Source organism: Paenibacillus sp. FSL P2-0136 (assembly GCF_037975325.1).
Classification (GTDB): Bacteria; Bacillota; Bacilli; order Paenibacillales; family Paenibacillaceae; genus Paenibacillus_AQ; species Paenibacillus_AQ silagei.
Genome location: NZ_CP150244.1, coordinates 6,457,012 through 6,473,923, shown reverse-complemented (window position 1 = coordinate 6,473,923; position 16,912 = coordinate 6,457,012). Strand labels below are relative to the sequence as shown.

At 47.4% G+C, this 16,912-nt stretch carries 33 protein-coding genes; all 33 read left to right on the top strand.

Annotated elements, in window-relative coordinates; genetic code table 11:
- The first annotated feature begins 33 nt into the window (after nucleotides 1-33).
- The 33 genes from rplC (at nucleotide 34) to rpsI (ending at nucleotide 16,906) form a co-directional block, all read left to right on the top strand.
- Nucleotides 34-657, top strand: a complete 624-nt coding sequence (gene rplC, locus NYE26_RS27625) for a 50S ribosomal protein L3 (protein ID WP_036721840.1) — start codon at nucleotides 34-36, stop codon at nucleotides 655-657.
- A 25-nt stretch (nucleotides 658-682) separates the two neighbouring features.
- Nucleotides 683-1,306 (top strand): 50S ribosomal protein L4, encoded by a 624-nt coding sequence (gene rplD / locus NYE26_RS27620; protein ID WP_036721837.1) that lies wholly within the window; start codon nucleotides 683-685, stop codon nucleotides 1,304-1,306.
- Entirely contained in the window at nucleotides 1,306-1,599 is a 294-nt protein-coding gene (gene rplW / locus NYE26_RS27615) for a 50S ribosomal protein L23 (protein WP_019908225.1), read from the top strand. Before rplD ends, rplW begins: the two co-directional genes overlap by 1 nt.
- A 27-nt stretch (nucleotides 1,600-1,626) precedes the next feature.
- On the top strand, nucleotides 1,627-2,457 hold the full coding sequence (rplB, locus tag NYE26_RS27610; protein ID WP_036692392.1) for a 50S ribosomal protein L2: 831 nt from the start codon (nucleotides 1,627-1,629) through the stop codon (nucleotides 2,455-2,457).
- 77 nt (nucleotides 2,458-2,534) lie between these two features.
- Nucleotides 2,535-2,813, top strand: coding sequence for a 30S ribosomal protein S19 (gene rpsS / locus NYE26_RS27605; protein WP_036721834.1), 279 nt, complete (start codon nucleotides 2,535-2,537; stop codon nucleotides 2,811-2,813).
- 31 nt (nucleotides 2,814-2,844) lie between these two features.
- Nucleotides 2,845-3,177: a 50S ribosomal protein L22 gene (rplV, locus tag NYE26_RS27600; protein WP_019908228.1), complete on the top strand. Its 333-nt coding sequence runs from the start codon at nucleotides 2,845-2,847 to the stop codon at nucleotides 3,175-3,177.
- A gap of 13 nt (nucleotides 3,178-3,190) precedes the next feature.
- Complete coding sequence (gene rpsC / locus NYE26_RS27595; protein WP_036721832.1) at nucleotides 3,191-3,856, top strand: 30S ribosomal protein S3; 666 nt, start codon at nucleotides 3,191-3,193, stop codon at nucleotides 3,854-3,856.
- Nucleotides 3,857-3,858: 2 nt separating this feature from the next.
- Nucleotides 3,859-4,293: a 50S ribosomal protein L16 gene (gene rplP, locus NYE26_RS27590; protein ID WP_020427064.1), complete on the top strand. Its 435-nt coding sequence runs from the start codon at nucleotides 3,859-3,861 to the stop codon at nucleotides 4,291-4,293.
- Complete coding sequence (rpmC, locus tag NYE26_RS27585; RefSeq protein WP_019908232.1) at nucleotides 4,283-4,480, top strand: 50S ribosomal protein L29; 198 nt, start codon at nucleotides 4,283-4,285, stop codon at nucleotides 4,478-4,480. The genes rplP and rpmC overlap by 11 nt, the downstream gene beginning before the upstream one ends.
- A gap of 43 nt (nucleotides 4,481-4,523) precedes the next feature.
- Complete coding sequence (gene rpsQ, locus NYE26_RS27580; protein WP_036692400.1) at nucleotides 4,524-4,790, top strand: 30S ribosomal protein S17; 267 nt, start codon at nucleotides 4,524-4,526, stop codon at nucleotides 4,788-4,790.
- 40 nt (nucleotides 4,791-4,830) lie between these two features.
- The gene (gene rplN, locus NYE26_RS27575; RefSeq protein WP_036680556.1) at nucleotides 4,831-5,199 is read left to right on the top strand and encodes a 50S ribosomal protein L14; all 369 of its coding nucleotides are present in this window, start codon (nucleotides 4,831-4,833) and stop codon (nucleotides 5,197-5,199) included.
- Nucleotides 5,200-5,255: 56 nt separating this feature from the next.
- On the top strand, nucleotides 5,256-5,609 hold the full coding sequence (gene rplX / locus NYE26_RS27570; RefSeq protein ID WP_019908235.1) for a 50S ribosomal protein L24: 354 nt from the start codon (nucleotides 5,256-5,258) through the stop codon (nucleotides 5,607-5,609).
- 30 nt (nucleotides 5,610-5,639) lie between these two features.
- On the top strand, nucleotides 5,640-6,182 hold the full coding sequence (gene rplE, locus NYE26_RS27565) for a 50S ribosomal protein L5 (RefSeq protein ID WP_209878863.1): 543 nt from the start codon (nucleotides 5,640-5,642) through the stop codon (nucleotides 6,180-6,182).
- Nucleotides 6,183-6,226: 44 nt separating this feature from the next.
- Nucleotides 6,227-6,412, top strand: coding sequence for a type Z 30S ribosomal protein S14 (locus NYE26_RS27560; protein ID WP_036589425.1), 186 nt, complete (start codon nucleotides 6,227-6,229; stop codon nucleotides 6,410-6,412).
- 32 nt (nucleotides 6,413-6,444) lie between these two features.
- Complete coding sequence (rpsH, locus tag NYE26_RS27555) at nucleotides 6,445-6,843, top strand: 30S ribosomal protein S8 (RefSeq protein ID WP_036692403.1); 399 nt, start codon at nucleotides 6,445-6,447, stop codon at nucleotides 6,841-6,843.
- A 30-nt stretch (nucleotides 6,844-6,873) separates the two neighbouring features.
- The gene (gene rplF / locus NYE26_RS27550) at nucleotides 6,874-7,416 is read left to right on the top strand and encodes a 50S ribosomal protein L6 (protein WP_036721827.1); all 543 of its coding nucleotides are present in this window, start codon (nucleotides 6,874-6,876) and stop codon (nucleotides 7,414-7,416) included.
- Nucleotides 7,417-7,500: 84 nt separating this feature from the next.
- A complete protein-coding gene (gene rplR / locus NYE26_RS27545; RefSeq protein ID WP_036692407.1) occupies nucleotides 7,501-7,869 on the top strand; it encodes a 50S ribosomal protein L18 in 369 nt (122 codons plus the stop codon).
- A gap of 26 nt (nucleotides 7,870-7,895) precedes the next feature.
- Nucleotides 7,896-8,393 (top strand): 30S ribosomal protein S5, encoded by a 498-nt coding sequence (gene rpsE / locus NYE26_RS27540; protein ID WP_036652980.1) that lies wholly within the window; start codon nucleotides 7,896-7,898, stop codon nucleotides 8,391-8,393.
- Between the two features lie 14 nt (nucleotides 8,394-8,407).
- Nucleotides 8,408-8,593 (top strand): 50S ribosomal protein L30, encoded by a 186-nt coding sequence (rpmD, locus tag NYE26_RS27535; RefSeq protein WP_019908243.1) that lies wholly within the window; start codon nucleotides 8,408-8,410, stop codon nucleotides 8,591-8,593.
- A 41-nt stretch (nucleotides 8,594-8,634) separates the two neighbouring features.
- Entirely contained in the window at nucleotides 8,635-9,075 is a 441-nt protein-coding gene (gene rplO, locus NYE26_RS27530) for a 50S ribosomal protein L15 (RefSeq protein WP_036692409.1), read from the top strand.
- Nucleotides 9,075-10,373, top strand: coding sequence for a preprotein translocase subunit SecY (gene secY / locus NYE26_RS27525; RefSeq protein ID WP_036721825.1), 1,299 nt, complete (start codon nucleotides 9,075-9,077; stop codon nucleotides 10,371-10,373). Before rplO ends, secY begins: the two co-directional genes overlap by 1 nt.
- A gap of 98 nt (nucleotides 10,374-10,471) precedes the next feature.
- Nucleotides 10,472-11,116, top strand: a complete 645-nt coding sequence (locus tag NYE26_RS27520) for an adenylate kinase (protein ID WP_036721823.1) — start codon at nucleotides 10,472-10,474, stop codon at nucleotides 11,114-11,116.
- Nucleotides 11,117-11,120: 4 nt separating this feature from the next.
- Nucleotides 11,121-11,873, top strand: coding sequence for a type I methionyl aminopeptidase (gene map / locus NYE26_RS27515; RefSeq protein WP_036721822.1), 753 nt, complete (start codon nucleotides 11,121-11,123; stop codon nucleotides 11,871-11,873).
- An 11-nt stretch (nucleotides 11,874-11,884) separates the two neighbouring features.
- Nucleotides 11,885-12,193, top strand: a complete 309-nt coding sequence (locus NYE26_RS27510) for a KOW domain-containing RNA-binding protein (protein ID WP_036721819.1) — start codon at nucleotides 11,885-11,887, stop codon at nucleotides 12,191-12,193.
- Between the two features lie 2 nt (nucleotides 12,194-12,195).
- Nucleotides 12,196-12,411, top strand: a complete 216-nt coding sequence (gene infA / locus NYE26_RS27505; RefSeq protein ID WP_018753971.1) for a translation initiation factor IF-1 — start codon at nucleotides 12,196-12,198, stop codon at nucleotides 12,409-12,411.
- A gap of 53 nt (nucleotides 12,412-12,464) precedes the next feature.
- Complete coding sequence (gene rpmJ, locus NYE26_RS27500; protein WP_003322638.1) at nucleotides 12,465-12,578, top strand: 50S ribosomal protein L36; 114 nt, start codon at nucleotides 12,465-12,467, stop codon at nucleotides 12,576-12,578.
- A gap of 19 nt (nucleotides 12,579-12,597) precedes the next feature.
- On the top strand, nucleotides 12,598-12,966 hold the full coding sequence (gene rpsM / locus NYE26_RS27495; protein WP_036721817.1) for a 30S ribosomal protein S13: 369 nt from the start codon (nucleotides 12,598-12,600) through the stop codon (nucleotides 12,964-12,966).
- Between the two features lie 19 nt (nucleotides 12,967-12,985).
- Nucleotides 12,986-13,381, top strand: a complete 396-nt coding sequence (rpsK, locus tag NYE26_RS27490; RefSeq protein WP_020427052.1) for a 30S ribosomal protein S11 — start codon at nucleotides 12,986-12,988, stop codon at nucleotides 13,379-13,381.
- Nucleotides 13,382-13,512: 131 nt separating this feature from the next.
- The gene (locus tag NYE26_RS27485) at nucleotides 13,513-14,457 is read left to right on the top strand and encodes a DNA-directed RNA polymerase subunit alpha (RefSeq protein WP_036692422.1); all 945 of its coding nucleotides are present in this window, start codon (nucleotides 13,513-13,515) and stop codon (nucleotides 14,455-14,457) included.
- Nucleotides 14,458-14,499: 42 nt separating this feature from the next.
- Nucleotides 14,500-14,865: a 50S ribosomal protein L17 gene (gene rplQ, locus NYE26_RS27480; protein WP_019908254.1), complete on the top strand. Its 366-nt coding sequence runs from the start codon at nucleotides 14,500-14,502 to the stop codon at nucleotides 14,863-14,865.
- Between the two features lie 179 nt (nucleotides 14,866-15,044).
- A complete protein-coding gene (gene truA / locus NYE26_RS27475) occupies nucleotides 15,045-15,824 on the top strand; it encodes a tRNA pseudouridine(38-40) synthase TruA (protein ID WP_339251600.1) in 780 nt (259 codons plus the stop codon).
- Between the two features lie 231 nt (nucleotides 15,825-16,055).
- Entirely contained in the window at nucleotides 16,056-16,493 is a 438-nt protein-coding gene (rplM, locus tag NYE26_RS27470; RefSeq protein WP_036721811.1) for a 50S ribosomal protein L13, read from the top strand.
- A 20-nt stretch (nucleotides 16,494-16,513) separates the two neighbouring features.
- Entirely contained in the window at nucleotides 16,514-16,906 is a 393-nt protein-coding gene (rpsI, locus tag NYE26_RS27465) for a 30S ribosomal protein S9 (RefSeq protein ID WP_036692433.1), read from the top strand.
- Nucleotides 16,907-16,912: the final 6 nt, after the last annotated feature.

Here is a 16,912-nt window from a genome sequence, read left to right as displayed (position 1 = left end):
TAAGTAATCAGGAAAAGAAAAGAGGTGTCAACATTGAAAGGTATCTTAGGAAAAAAACTCGGTATGACTCAAGTGTTTACTCCAGAAGGTAACGTAATCGCGGTTTCTGTTATCGAAGCTGGACCTTGTGTGGTACTGCAAAAGAAAGACCTGAATATCGACGGATATGAAGCAGTGCAGTTGGGCTTTTCCGATAAAAAGGAAAGTCGCTCCAACAAGCCTGAACAGGGTCACGCCAAAAAGGCAAATGCAACACCTAAGCGCTACGTTCGCGAAATTCGCGGTGTTGACCTCGGGTCACTCGAGGTTGGACAAGAGCTTAAGGCTGACATCTTCGCTGAAGGCGAGTTTGTTGACGTAACAGGTACTTCGAAGGGTAAAGGCTTCCAGGGTAACATCAAACGCTGGGGACAAAGCCGCGGACCAATGGCACACGGATCGCGTTACCACAGAAGACCGGGCTCGATGGGTTCCATCCAGGCTAACCGTGTTCCTAAGGGCAAACGCCTGCCAGGACATATGGGTCACACGACCGTAACGGTTCAAAAGCTTGAAATCATCCGGGTTGACGTAGAACGTAATGTACTGCTGGTTAAAGGCGCTATTCCAGGTCCTAAGAACAGCTTCGTGAAAGTTAAACAAACCGTTAAGAAATAATTACTGAAGAAAGGAGGAACATGAAATGCCAAAAGTAACACTTTTCAATACTAGTGGTAACGAAGTTGGCGAAGTTGAACTGAGTGATTCAGTTTTCGGTATTGAACCGAACGTACATGTGCTGCATGAAGCTGCACTTATGCAAAGAGCTTCCCTTCGTCGCGGTACACATAAAGTAAAAGGACGCTCTGAAGTGCGTGGCGGCGGACGTAAGCCTTGGAAACAAAAAGGTACAGGTCGTGCTCGTCAAGGCTCCATTCGTTCTCCACAATGGAAAGGCGGCGGCGTAGTCTTCGGACCAACACCACGCAGCTATTCCTGGAAATTGCCTAAGAAGGTTCGCCGGTTGGCCATCAAATCCGCGTTGTCCTCAAAAGTGCTTGAGAATGACATCATCGTATTGGATAGCTTGACTCTGAATGCTCCGAAGACGAAAGAATTCGCAGCGATTCTGAACAACCTTAAAGTGGGCAGCAAAGCCCTGATCGTAGCTCCTAGCTATGATGACAACGTAGCACTTTCCGCTCGTAACATCCCTGGGGTGAAATTCGTAGCGGCTGACGGCATCAATGTTCTTGACGTACTGACGTACGACAAACTGATCATCACTAAAGAAGCAGTTCTGAAGGTAGAGGAGGTGTTCGCGTAATGAAAGATCCTCGTGATATAATCAAGCGTCCAGTGATTACGGAACGCACATCCGAATACATGAGCGAACTGAAGTACGCTTTTGAAGTGGATATCCGTGCTAACAAGACCGAAATCAAAAAAGCTGTCGAGGCTATTTTTAAAGTAAAAGTCGTTAGTGTGAACACAATGCGCGTACCTGGTAAACTGAAACGTTACGGCAAATATTCCGGTTATACTCCGGAGTGGAAAAAAGCCATCGTGAAGCTTAGCCCGGACAGCAAGCCGCTTGAGTTCTTTGAAGCGGTAGAATAATACTCTTAAAGTAAGGAGGAAACTATAGTGCCAATCAAAAAGTACAAACCGACCTCTCCGGCAAGACGCAACATGTCTGTGTCTACGTTTGAAGAAATTACAACAAACCAGCCAGAGAAATCGTTGCTGTCCCCGCTGTTCAAGCATGCCGGACGCAACAACCAAGGTAAAATTACGGTTCGTCACCATGGCGGCGGACACAAACGTAAATACCGTATCATCGACTTCAAGCGGACTAAAGACGGCATACCAGGTAGCGTTGCTACAATCGAGTATGACCCGAACCGTACTTCCAATATTGCTTTGATCCACTATGCTGATGGAGAGAAACGTTATATCATCGCTCCTAAAGGCCTTAAAGTTGGGGATAAAGTTGAGTCCGGCCCTGCTGCGGACATCAAAATTGGTAACAGCCTTCCGTTGATCAACATCCCGGTAGGTACAGTTATCCACAACATCGAGTTGAAACCAGGCAAAGGCGGACAATTGGTTCGTGCTGCAGGTACTGAAGCTCAGCTGCTGGGTAAAGAAGATAAATACGTATCTGTTCGTTTGAACTCGGGTGAGGTTCGCAGAATCCTCAGCGTTTGCCGTGCGACTATCGGAGCCGTAGGTAACGGAGATCACGAACTGATCAAGATTGGTAAAGCCGGACGCAGCCGCTGGCTCGGACGTCGTCCTGAAGTACGCGGTGTTGTCATGAACCCTAACGATCACCCACACGGTGGTGGTGAAGGCCGCGCTCCAATCGGACGGAAATCGCCAATGTCACCTTGGGGCAAACCAACCCTCGGCTACAAAACGCGTAAGAAAAACAAAGCATCTGATAAATATATCGTTCGTCGCCGCACAAAATAAGACGCTTCAGGCAAGTTAGTTAAGCGCGAAGCGTCGATTCGCGGTTTTGAAGAACCGGATGAAGGGAGGATTCACACATGGGTCGCAGTTTAAAGAAGGGGCCGTTCATCGATGGCTACCTGCTGAAAAAAGTTGAGGATTTGAACGAGTCAGACAAGAAAGTCGTAGTAAAAACCTGGTCCCGTCGCTCAACCATTTTCCCTCAGTTTATCGGACATACGTTTGGTGTATATGACGGCCGCAAACACGTGCCTGTATACGTAACGGAAGATATGGTAGGTCACAAGTTGGGCGAGTTCGCGCCAACACGTACTTACAAAGGCCACGCGGGTGACGATAAGAAAACCAGAAGATAATTAACGTCTTCGTTTGAGAGGAGGGAAAACAATGGAAGCAAAAGCACATGCAAGATCGGTGCGGATTTCCGCTCGTAAAGCGAAACTGGTTGTTGACTTGATTCGCGGCAAGCAAGTGGGGGAAGCAATTGCAATTCTTCGCCACACTCCGAAGTCCGCTTCTCCGGTTGTTGAGAAGCTACTGAACTCGGCGATTGCGAACGCTGAGCATAACTACTCTATGGACGTTAACAGCTTATTCGTAAGCGAAGTTTTCGTTAACCAGGGTCCTACAATGAAACGTTTCCGTCCGCGCGCCATGGGCCGCGCAAGCCGGATCAATAAACGTACCAGCCACATTACTTTGGTGGTATCTGAGAAATAAGGAGGGATAACACGTGGGTCAAAAGGTAAATCCAGTCGGACTCCGAGTCGGTATTATTCGCGATTGGGAATCAAAATGGTATGCAGGCAAAGATTTCGGTACTCTTTTAATGGAAGACGTCAAAATCCGGGAATACCTTAAAGGCAAGTTGAAAGATTCCTCTGTTTCCCGCATCGAGATCGAAAGAGCGGCAAGCCGAGTGAACGTTACAATTCACACTGCCAAGCCAGGTATGGTAATTGGTAAAGGCGGAGCAGAAGTAGAAGTACTTCGCAGCGCAGTTACAACTATCGCCGGCGGTAAGAAAGTACACATCAACATCAATGAAATCAAACACCCTGAACTGGATGCTATTCTTGTTGCTGAAAGCATTGCACAACAGCTGGAACGTCGCGTATCGTTCCGTCGTGCTCTGAAACAAGCGATTCAAAGAACTATGCGTTCCGGCGCAAAGGGAATTAAAACTCAGGTTGGCGGACGTCTTGGCGGCGCTGAGATTGCCCGTTCAGAAGGTTATAGCGAAGGAACAGTTCCACTTCATACGCTTCGTGCTGATATCGATTACGGAACAGCTGAAGCACATACAACTTACGGCCGTATCGGCGTAAAAGTATGGATTTATCGTGGAGAAGTTCTTCCCCCAGCTAAGAAACAAGCTGCTCAGGAAGGAGGCAACTAATCATGTTGGTACCAAAGCGCGTTAAACACCGCAAGCAACAACGCGGTCACATGAAGGGTATGGCAAAAGGCGGAACCGAACTTAACTTCGGCGAATTCGGTTTGCAGGCACTGGAGCCATCTTGGATCACTAACCGTCAGATCGAAGCTGCTCGTATCGCAATGACACGTTACATCAAACGTGGCGGTCAGGTTTGGATCAAGATTTTCCCGGATAAGCCAATCACTCAGAAGCCTCTCGAGGTTCGTATGGGTAGTGGTAAAGGTAACGTTGAGAAGTGGGTAGCTGTAGTTAAACCGGGTAAGATTATGTTCGAACTCGGAGGCGTGTCGGAAGAAATCGCTCGTGAAGCGATGCGTCTTGCCGCTCACAAGCTGCCTGTAAAGACTAAGTTTGTGAAACGTGAAGAATTGGGTGGTGAAGCAAATGAAAGCTAATGAACTTCGCAACTTAACCACTGCTGAGATTGAACAGAAAATCGCCGGATTTAAGGAAGAACTTTTCAATCTCCGTTTCCAATTGGCAACAGGCCAACTGGATAACCCGACTCGGATTCGTGATGTGCGTAAGGAAATAGCTCGTGCTAAAACCGTTATCCATCAAAGAGTACTTGGGATTAGTTAAGTGACGGCGGATGCATAATCCGTAATCAGGAAGGAGGCTAATTATGAGCGAAGAGCGTAATGCACGTAAAGTGCTGATCGGTAAAGTAGTCAGCGACAAAATGGATAAAACCATCGTAATTGCTGTTGAAACCTATAAAAAGCACAATCTGTATCACAAACGCATCAAGTCCACGAAGAAATTCAAGGCACATGATGAAGAGAATGTAGCTAAAATTGGTGATGTCGTGAAAGTCATGGAAACTCGTCCATTGTCGAAGGACAAACGGTGGAGACTGGTTGAAGTGGTAGAAAAAGCGGTAATCATCTAAGACATGAAGCAGATCCCTTTCCGGAAGGAGGAAAATAATAATGATTCAACCATTTACACGTTTGCATGTGGCTGACAACTCTGGTGCGAAGGAACTGATGTGTATCCGCGTACTGGGTGGTACTGGACGCCGTACAGCAGCAATCGGCGATCTGATCGTTTGTTCCGTTAAACAAGCAACACCAGGCGGCGTTGTCAAAAAAGGTGATGTTGTTAGAGCGGTAGTTGTTCGTACAAAACGTTCGGTACGCCGTAAAGATGGATCTTACATCGCATTCGACGAAAATGCAGCTGTTGTTGTCAAAGACGACAGAAGCCCGCGCGGAACACGTATCTTCGGACCAGTTGCTCGCGAACTTCGCGACAAGGACTACATGAAGATCGTTTCCTTGGCACCGGAAGTAATCTAAAAATCCGAGTGATGCTCGGTTGTACTTGAAAAGGTCAGTTATAGGAGGTGTAATCAATGCCTAGAGTTAAAAAAGTTCTGGAATCCCATAACAATAAACTGCACGTTAAAAAAGATGATGTGGTGCTTGTGATCAGCGGGAAAGACAAAGGTAAAAAAGGCCGTGTCATCGCTGCTTATCCTCGTGAAAACCGCGTCCTGGTAGAAGGCGTGAACATGGTGAAGAAACACCAGAAGCCTAACCAGTTGAATCCGCAAGGCGGAATCATCGAACAGGAAGCTTCGATTCATGTGTCTAACGTAATGCACATTGATCCGAAGAGCGGGAAAGTTACGCGTATCGGCTATAAAGTACTAGATAACGGTAAGAAGGTTCGGGTAGCAAAAAGATCCGGAGAGATTATCGACTAATACAGTCCTAATGAAAGGAGGTAAATCTTCATGGCAGCAAGAATGAAAGAACGTTATCTGAATGAAATCACACCATCTTTGATGCAGAAGTTTAACTACACAACAGTTATGCAAGTGCCTAAGATCGAGAAGATCGTCATCAACATGGGTGTAGGTGACGCTGTTCAAAACTCCAAAGTACTTGACGCTGCAGTTAACGATATGCAACTGATTTCTGGTCAAAAGCCGGTTATCACTAAAGCTAAGAAATCCATCGCCGGTTTCAAACTGCGCGAGAATATGCCGATCGGGGTTAAAGTAACACTGCGCGGCGAGCGTATGTATTACTTCCTGGATAAATTGATCAACGTAACGCTTCCACGCGTTCGTGACTTCCGTGGTGTTTCCAGCAAAGCCTTTGATGGCCGTGGTAACTACACACTGGGTCTTAAAGAACAATTGATCTTCCCGGAAATCGAGTATGACAAAGTGGATAAGGTTCGCGGTATGGACATCGTTATTGTAACGACTGCTAAGACGGACGAGGAATCCCGTGAGCTGCTGAATCAGCTGGGAATGCCTTTCACAAAATAAGAATCATCCATTTCTCCGAAAATGTTTAGGAGGTGTCAGTCTAAGTGGCAAAGACTTCAATGAAAGTTAAACAACAACGCGAGCCTAAGTTCAAAGTACGTGCATACACACGTTGCGAGCGTTGCGGTCGTCCACATTCGGTACTGCAAAAGTTCAAAATTTGCAGAATTTGTTTCCGTGAATTAGCTTATAAAGGCCAGATTCCTGGCGTGAAAAAAGCAAGTTGGTAAGAAGTTTATAAACGGGAAGGAGGTTTACACACATGACTATGTCTGATCCTATTGCAGATATGCTTACTCGTATTCGTAACGCCAACACTGTGCGTCACGAGACAGTAGAAATGCCTGCTTCTACTATGAAAAAACAAATCGCGGACATCTTGAAGCGTGAGGGCTTCATCCGTGATGCTGAATTCGTTGAAGATAGCAAACAAGGGATTATCCGTATTTTCCTGAAATACGGCCCAAGCCAGGAGCGCGTTATCACTGGTCTGAAAAGAATCAGTAAACCAGGTCTTCGCGTATACACGAAGAGCAATGAAGTGCCTCGTGTACTCGGTGGTCTTGGAATCGCGATTATCTCCACATCTAAGGGAGTTATGACCGACAAAGAAGCTCGTCAATCTAAATCCGGCGGAGAAGTTGTCTGCTACATTTGGTAATAAACGTCACAAGATAAGGAGGTGCAACACATGTCTCGTATTGGTCGCAAACCAATCGCAGTACCTAGCGGTGTAGATGTCACTTTGGACAACGCCGTTATTACAGTAAAAGGTCCTAAAGGCACTTTGACTCGTGAGCTTCATAAAGACATGAAGATTACAGTTGAAAATAACGAAATCACTGTTGTTCGCCCGTCGGACAACAAATTGCATCGTTCACTTCACGGCACAACCCGCTCCGTTGTCAACAACATGGTGAGTGGTGTGACTGAAGGTTTCTCGAAATCTCTGGAACTGGTTGGGGTCGGATATCGTGCAAGCAAATCCGGAGATAAGATCGTATTGAACGTTGGTTACTCCCACCCGGTTGAAATTACACCGGAAGCGGGTATCGAGTTCGATGTTCCTGCGAACACGAAGATCATCGTTAGAGGGATTGACAAAGAACGCGTTGGCGCTTATGCTGCCAAAATTCGTTCCGTACGTGAACCTGAACCATACAAAGGTAAAGGTATCAAATATGAAGGCGAGCGTATCATCCGCAAGGAAGGTAAAGCTGGTAAGAAGAAATAACCAGCTCTACCTTAATTGTAAGATACCCCGTGCATCTTAAAGTGAAGCTGTTTACGGCAAACTGAAGGGAGTGAAAGGGAAGTCATGATTACAAAAGAGGATAAAAACAAGGCTCGTCTCAAAAGACACCTGCGTGTTCGTAAGAAGATCCAGGGTACTACTGAGCGTCCACGTTTGAATGTGTTCCGTTCTTCGAAACACATCTACGCTCAACTGATCGATGATGTGACTGGCGTTACTATCGTATCGGCCTCCACACTTGATAAGGAATTGAGTGCTACAATCGGAAATGGCGGCAGCGTTGAAGCTGCAAGCAAAGTGGGTCAATTGATCGCTGAGCGCGCCAAAGAAAAGGGTTATGCAGTGGTTGTATTTGACCGCGGTGGATACTTGTACCATGGACGGATTCAGGCTCTGGCTAGCGCAGCTCGCGAAGCTGGTCTTGAATTCTAGAATATTTCTAAAAGGAGGTTAACGACTTGCGTGTAGATCCGAACAGTTTAGAACTGACAGAAAGAGTTGTACACATCAACCGTGTTGCAAAAGTTGTAAAAGGCGGACGCCGTTTCAGCTTTAGTGCACTTGTTGTTGTGGGCGACGGCAACGGCTACGTTGGTGCTGGTATCGGTAAAGCCGGCGAAGTTCCGGATGCCATCCGTAAAGGCATTGAAGACGCCAAGAAAAACCTGATCCACATTCCAATCGTAGGAACTTCGATTCCTCACCTGGTTACTGGACATTTCGGCGCAGGACGCGTTCTGCTGAAACCAGCATCCGAAGGTACCGGCGTTATCGCTGGTGGACCGGTTCGTGCGGTGCTTGAATTGGCAGGCGTTGGCGATATCTTGACAAAATCTTTGGGTTCTTCGAATTCCATGAACATGGTCAATGCTACTCTAGAGGGACTTTCCCGTCTGAAGCGCATTGAAGAGGTCGCGAAGCTTCGCGGCAAATCTGTCGAAGAATTACGCGGTTAAGGAGGGGAACGTCAATGGCTAAATTGCAAATTACCCTCGTACGCAGTGTAATTGGACGTCCAGAAACACAACGTGTTACTGTTAAGACGCTCGGCCTGCGCAAAACCAACTCGTCCGTGGTTCACAACGACACTCCTGCAATTCGCGGGATGATCAACAAAGTGAGCCACTTGCTGTCCGTTACTGAAATTGAAGGCTAATAAGCCTCGCATAAATTAACAAACATAAGGAGGTGCAAACGATGAAGTTACATGAACTTGCTCCAGCTCCTGGATCACGGAAAGAACGCAACCGCGTTGGTCGTGGACCAAGTAGCGGTAACGGTAAAACTTCGGGCCGTGGACACAAAGGTCAAAACTCCCGTTCCGGCGGTGGTGTACGTCCAGGCTTCGAGGGTGGACAAAACCCACTCTATCGTCGTCTGCCTAAACGTGGTTTCGTCAATCCTACCCGTAAAGAGTACGCGATTGTGAACCTGGAAGATCTGAATAGCTTTGCAGAAGGAACAGAAGTAACTCCTGAGCTTTTGCTTGAAACTGGTGTTGTCAGCAACACTAAGAGCGGCATCAAGATTCTCGGCAATGGTGAACTGGCTGTTAAATTGACTGTCAAAGCAAATAAGTTCTCTCAATCTGCGGTAGAGAAAATCGAAGCTGCCGGCGGTAAAACCGAGGTGATCTAATGTTCAAGACGCTTAAGAATATATGGCATGTTGAAGATTTGCGCAAAAAGATCCTGTTTACCCTGTTCGTTCTGATCATTTACCGCATCGGTTCGTTTGTACCGGTTCCCGGTGTGAACAAAGAAGTACTGGAATCAACAAATCAGGGCGGAGACGCTTTGATGGGTCTTTTGAACACCTTCTCGGGCGGAGCGCTCAAAAACTTCTCGATTTTTGCGATCAGCATTTACCCGTATATCACAGCATCCATCATCGTTCAATTGCTTTCGATGGATGTTGTCCCTAAGTTTGCCGAATGGGCTAAGCAAGGGGAACACGGGAAAAAGCAACTGGCGCAAATTACGCGTTACGGCACAGTAGTGCTAGGTTTGATCCAAGCGTTTGCCACATCTATCGGGTTTAACCGGATTTATGGCACTGAGATGATTCCAAATGCAACCTTTGCGGATTACCTGCTTATTGCGATCATATTGACGGCGGGTACATCGTTCTTGATGTGGTTAGGTGAGCAGATCACTGAAAAGGGTATAGGAAACGGGATTTCGATCCTGATTTTTGCGGGAATCGTCGCCGCCTTTCCGGGATATATCACCACTACGGCGCAATCAAGCTTCATTCAGCCGGGTCAGATGTTCCTGAATATTCTTAAAGTCGTTATTGTACTGATCGTGGTTGTTGCGATTATTGTCGGGGTGATCTTTGTTCAACAAGGTATCCGTAAAATCCCTGTACAATATGCCAAGCGCGTAGTCGGTAACAAAATGTACGGTGGACAGAATACGCACATTCCGCTTAAAATTAATGCGGCTGGTGTAATTCCTGTTATCTTCGCCGTTTCACTGCTTCAATTCCCGGTCGTTTTATCGAGCTTCTGGTCCACCCACGCTTGGGCTAAATGGGTCTCGGCCAATCTGGATCATACCAAGCCGCTCGGCATGCTGCTGTATGTAGTCATGATCATCGGATTCACGTTCTTCTATACGTTTGTCCAGATGAACCCGCAGCAAATGGCTGACAATATGAAAAAGAATGGCGGATACATTCCAGGTATACGTCCAGGTAAGGCTACTGAGAAATATCTGACTAGAGTTATGTCGCGTCTGACCATGTCCGGTGCGCTCTTCCTGTCATTAATCTCTGTACTGCCAGTATTATTTGGATCGTTGTCCGGGTTACCGAAGCAAGTGCAGATTGGTGGTACGGCACTGCTGATTGTAATTGGTGTTGCGCTGGATACCATGAAGCAGATCGAGAGCCAATTGATCAAACGCCATTACAAAGGCTTCATCAATAAATAGGCGATAGGTTCCGGAGAAGTACCTAAGGCTTTAAACTTCCCGGTACCTATTGTGCTGTTTCTTGCTTGGTGGCGAACTTTCGGGGGGAGAAGAGAATCGTGAACATATTATTCATGGGCCCTCCTGGGGCAGGCAAGGGAACACAAGCCGCTGTTGTTGTAAAAGAGTTGGGTATTCCTCATATTTCGACTGGTGATGCATTCCGCTTGGCTATTAAGCAAGGCACACCGGTTGGACTTAAGGCCAAATCTTATATTGATCAAGGGTTGCTTGTACCTGATGATGTGACTATTGGAATCGTCGAAGAACGGCTGCAGCAGTCCGATTGCGAAAAAGGTTTTTTATTGGATGGCTTTCCAAGAACCCTTTCGCAAGCGGAAGCGCTGGGAGAAATCCTCAGCCGGCTTGGAACTTCACTGGATCACGTTGTCAACTTGAATGTGGACCGCGGACTGCTGATGGCGCGTCTTACCGGACGCCGGATCTGCTCAGTATGCGGAACATCCTACCATTTAATTTTCAACCCGCCGAAGCAAGAAGGCGTCTGCGACATTGATGGCGGAGAATTGTATCAGCGTCCGGATGACAACGAAGAAAGTGTAGGCAAGCGTCTGGATGAGTACGATAACAAGACAGCGCCGCTGCTTGCATTTTATGACGATAAAGGTCTTGTGCGTCAGGTCAACGGAGAAAACGAAATCAATGTCGTTTCTTCTGAAATCGTATCTATGCTGCGGGGTTAATGTAATGATCATTTGCAAATCCGAACAGGAACTTGTCTTTATGAGGGAAGCTGGTCGAATTGTTGCCGAGAGTCACCGTCTTATTGCTGAAGCTATCCAGCCAGGCATTACTACCGGTGAGCTCGACAGAATCGCCGATGGGTACATTCGCAGTCAGGGTGCTGTGCCGTCTTTCAAAGGCTACAACGGTTTTCCTGCCAGCATTTGCGCTTCAGTCAACGAACAATTGGTGCACGGATTTCCAGGGAAACGCAAACTGGTAGAAGGCGACATCGTTACGCTGGATATCGGTGCAGAGTACCGTGGTTATCACGGTGATTCCGCCTGGACATACGGGGTGGGCAGCATTTCCGAAGAGGCTCAGCGTCTGCTGGACGTCACGGAAGGCTCCCTGTACGCTGGACTGGCGTTAGTCAAACCGGATGTGCGCTTGTTTACAATCTCCCATGCCATTCAGTCATACATTGAAGACGCCGGATTCTCCGTTGTCCGCGAGTATGTTGGTCATGGCATTGGGGCAGAACTGCATGAAGAACCGCAAATTCCGAACTATGGCATAGCGGACCGCGGACCACGTCTGAAGCCGGGTATGGTACTCGCCATTGAGCCGATGGTTAACGCTGGAGAACGTTATGTCAGAACGCTGGATGATAACTGGACGGTCGTTACGGTAGACGGTTCACTGTGCGCTCACTTCGAGCATACAGTAGCAGTTACACCGGACGGCATGGAAATTTTCACAAAACTGAATGCGTAGGTGATCTTCACGTGAATACTGGGAGCAGCCCGCAGGTTGGTCAAATCGTGAGAATTCTCAAAGGCAAGGATGCCGGAGAGGCTGCCGTTGTTATCGCAGTTGTGGATAGCAGATTTGTATATATTGCTGATGGGGACAAACGTAAGTTTGACAGCCCAAAGAAGAAGAATATTCAGCATTTGGAGCTCATACCCTTCATCAGCAGTGAGATTGTAGACAGTTTGGAAGAAACCGGCCGGGTCACCAACGGAAAGCTGCGGTTTGCAGTGATGAAGTATGGCCAGCCCGCTGGAAAAAGTGCTAATGAGAAAGGAGACTAACTGTGGCTAAGGAAGACGTCATTGAGGTAGAAGGAACGGTTATTGAACCGTTGCCTAACGCAACTTTTAAGGTTGAGCTTGAGAACGGTCATCAAATACTTGCCCATGTGTCCGGGAAATTGCGGATGCACTTTATCCGTATCCTAACCGGAGACAAAGTGGTCGTGCAGTTATCGCCTTATGATTTATCAAAAGGCCGTATAACTTACCGTAAATAGATGGGAACTACAACAAAAGTTTTGCTTCGCAAAACTTTGAGGAGGTAATTAACATGAAGGTAAGACCTTCTGTAAAGCCCATTTGCGAAAAATGCAAAGTCATCCGCCGCAAAGGGACTGTTATGGTAATTTGCGAAAATCCGAAACACAAACAAAAACAAGGTTAAGAAGGGGGTGTAGCGTAAAATGGCTCGTATAGCTGGAGTGGATTTGCCACGTGATAAGCGCGTTGAGATCGCCTTGACTTATATTTTCGGAATCGGTAAAACGACTTCCCAGAAAATTCTTAATGAAACAGGCATTGACGTTAACACACGTGTCCGTGATTTGACGGAAGATGAAGTCAGCAAACTGCGTGAAACGATCGACAAAGAGGTTAAGGTTGAAGGTGACCTTCGTCGTGAAATTTCCTTGAATATTAAGCGTCTTACTGAGATCGGCTGTTACCGCGGTGTTCGTCACCGTCGTGGATTGCCTGTTCGCGGTCAACGTACCAAAACCAATGCTCGTACCCGTAAAGGCCCGCGTCGTACTGTAGCAAACAAAAAGAAATAAGAAGAGGTGATAAGAGACAATGGCTAAACCGAAAAAAGTCGTACGTACGAAACGTCGCGACCGGAAAAATATCGAGTCTGGCGTGGCACATATCCGTTCCACGTTCAATAACACTATCGTTACGATCACGGATCCCCACGGAAATGCAATTTCCTGGGCAAGCTCCGGCGGTCAAGGATTCAAAGGTTCCCGTAAATCGACTCCATTTGCAGCGCAAATGGCAGCCGAAACAGCTGCTAAGGCAGCTATGGAACACGGCATGAAGTCCGTTGAAGTTATGGTTAAAGGACCGGGCGCGGGCCGCGAAGCAGCCATCCGTTCCCTTCAGGCCGCTGGTCTTGAAGTAAACCTCATTAAAGACGTTACTCCAGTTCCTCACAATGGATGCCGTCCGCCGAAGCGTCGCCGCGTTTAGTACAATCAGAATTGTGATTGTGGTATAATTCTGACGCATCTGCTAATAATAGGTGTTTAGGCATACTACATGATACACCTGATGGGGTGACTGTTTCATATAGGAGCGACGTTTGAAGGAGGGGTACACTCGTGATAGAAATCGAAAAGCCGAAGATTGAGACCGTAGAAGCCAATGATGATGGGACCTATGGGAAATTCGTAGTTGAACCGCTGGAACGTGGATATGGCACGACTCTGGGGAACTCGCTTCGCCGGATCCTGCTTTCCTCCCTTCCGGGAGCCGCAGTGACTTCGGTCCAAATTGACGGCGTTCTGCATGAGTTCTCGACCGTTCCCGGCGTAATGGAAGATGTGACGGAAATCATCCTGAACCTTAAAGCTCTGTCTCTGAAGATTCATTCGGATGAAGAGAAAGTGTTCGAGATTGATGCTGAAGGAGAAGGCATCGTTACCGCGGGTGATATCCGTGCGGACAGCGATGTTGAGATCCTGAACCCGGATCTTCATATTGCAACGCTGGGACCTGGCGCGAGACTGCACATGCGCATTTTTGCAGGCCGTGGTCGCGGCTACGTCCAAGCGGACCGGAACAAACGCGACGATCAGCCAATTGGTGTAATTCCAGTTGACTCTATCTACACTCCTATTTCACGTGTGAATTACGGTATTGATAATACCCGTGTTGGTCAAGTGACTAACTACGACAAGTTGACGCTGGAAATTTGGACAGATGGCAGTATCCGACCGGAAGAAGCCGTTAGCCTTGGAGCCAAAATTTTGAACGAGCACCTCGTTCTGTTCGTAGGTCTTACGGATGAAGCGAAAGACGCCGAAATTATGGTTGAAAAAGAAGAAGACAAAAAAGAAAAAGTACTTGAGATGACGATCGAGGAGCTTGATCTTTCTGTCCGTTCCTACAACTGCCTCAAACGTGCCGGTATTAATACCGTGCAAGAGCTGACTACGAAAACTGAAGAAGATATGATGAAGGTTCGTAACCTGGGCCGCAAATCTTTGGAAGAGGTTCAAGAGAAGCTTGAGGAACTTGGTTTGGGACTTCGTACAGAAGAATAGGACCCCGGAGTTCTTGAGACTTGAGTGAAGGAGGGAAAACAAATGGCATACCAAAAATTGGGCCGTGATTCCAGCGCGCGTAAAGCTTTGTTCCGCGATATGGTAACGGATCTGTTCCTATACGAACGTATTCAGACAACAGAAGCCAAAGCGAAGGAAGTTCGTTCCATCGCTGAGAAACTGATCACTAAAGCGAAAAAGGGCGATCTTCATGCTCGCCGTCAAGTAGCTGCATTTGTTCGTCGTGAGACTGTAGATGGTGAACAAGATGCAATCCAAAAATTGTTCTCTGACATTGCTCCACGTTACACAGAGCGTCCAGGCGGATACACTCGTATCCTGAAGCTGGGACCTCGCCGTGGCGATGCTGCGCCTATGGTTTATCTTGAACTGGTAGACCGCGCGTAGTTTCACAAGCCATGATTTCCGGATGTACGCTTTACGTATTTAACGTTATTGTACTGCAGGGCATAGTACCCTGCCGTGCAAATAACCGCGGGAATCACCTTGTATAGAGTAGAAGGAGCTCCCGCCGGGGCTCTTTTTTTTGAGAATAAATTAAGTATATGGACCAACAGGAGAATGAAATGCGCAATCTATTGATGAAAGTCAATTATGACGGTACCCACTATGATGGCTTTCAGACCCAGCCTCAGGGCAATACGATTCAGGACAAGCTGGAGCATGCAATTCAGCATCTGACCGGTGAGACGCTCAAAATCACGGGCTCAGGACGGACTGATGCAGGGGTGCATGCTTATGGCCAACCTTTTAACTTCATAACCTCCTCACAGATTCCGCTGGAGCGCTGGTGTCTGGCGCTGAATGCCAGGCTGCCGCAGGATATCGTGGTTACTGAGGCTGCTGAGGTTCCGCTCTCGTTCCACTCCCGTAGAGGGGCGAAGCGTAAAACCTACCGCTACACGATTAACGGCAACCGGTTCCCGGATCCGTTCCAGCGGCGCTGGCAGCATCATCATCCGATGAAGCTGAACGTTCCTGCGATGGAGCTGGGGCTAAGCGCGCTGCTGGGTACCCATGATTACACCTCGTTTGCGTCCAGGAAGTCTACCAAGACTTCGCATGTGCGGACCATTTATGAGGCTTATCTTGAAGTAGACCGCAGCATGTGCCGCCCGGGCTCTCCTGACCAGGGAGTGATCCATACCTATATTACAGGCAGTGGCTTTTTGCAGCATATGGTACGCATTATAATGGGCACGCTGATGCAGGTGGGGCAAGGTAAAATCACCGCAGATAGAATGCCTGTCATTCTTGCGGCTTGTGATCGTGCAGCGGCCGGACCTACGGCTGTGTCTAAGGGGCTGGCACTCTGGAGTGTGGAATATGACGAGATAGACGACTAAACGGCCGATACTATATTTTTTATGAAAATAAGTACTGATTGTTTAAAAATCGCTTGCGCTTGTCATGTTTATACTGTAATATAAAAGTTGTGTTTTCTTGATGGCTATCCCACAGCCCCGATCAAGGAAATGCCAACAAATAAGTTTTTTAACTCACTAAATTGTAATTCAATCGCGAAACAAGATATACGAAACAGATGATTTTCGTACGAGAACAAGGAGGAAACATTCATGCGTACCACCTACATGGCGAAGCCGAACGAAGTTGAACGCAATTGGCACATCATTGATGCCGAAGGCAAAACACTTGGCCGTTTGGCAAGCGAAGCCGCTGCCCTGATCCGCGGCAAACACAAACCGCAATTCACTCCACACGTTGATACTGGTGATTTCGTAATTGTTATCAACGCTGAGAAGATTCACCTCACAGGTAAGAAAATGCAAAACAAGAAATACTACCGTCACTCGATGCACCCAGGTGGCTTGAAAGTTACCGTTGCGGAAGAACTGCTCAAGACCAAACCTGAGCGTATGATTGAATTCGCAGTTCATGGTATGATTCCTAAGACTCGTCAAGGTAATCACATGAAGCTGAGACTCAAAGTATATGCAGGCGCTGAACATCCACATGCAGCACAAAAACCTGAAGTTTACGAACTTCGCGGATAAGAATAAAGGAGGACAGTTTCATGGCACAAGTACAATACTATGGGACAGGTCGTCGTAAACATTCGGTAGCACGTGTTCGCCTTGTACCGGGTGAAGGACGCATTGTCATTAACAAACGTGAGATGGACGAATATTTCGGTGTTGAAACACTGAAGATGATCGTAAGACAACCTTTGAACCTGACTGAAACTCTGGGCAGCTACGATGTAATCGTACTTGCACATGGTGGCGGCATTTCCGGTCAAGCTGGCGCAATTCGTCACGGGATTTCCCGTGCATTGCTCAAAGTAGACCCTGAATATCGCGGTACGCTGAAGAAAGCCGGCTTCCTGACACGTGACCCACGTATGAAGGAACGTAAGAAATACGGCCTCAAAGCTGCTCGTCGCGCTCCACAGTTCTCGAAACGTTAATATTCC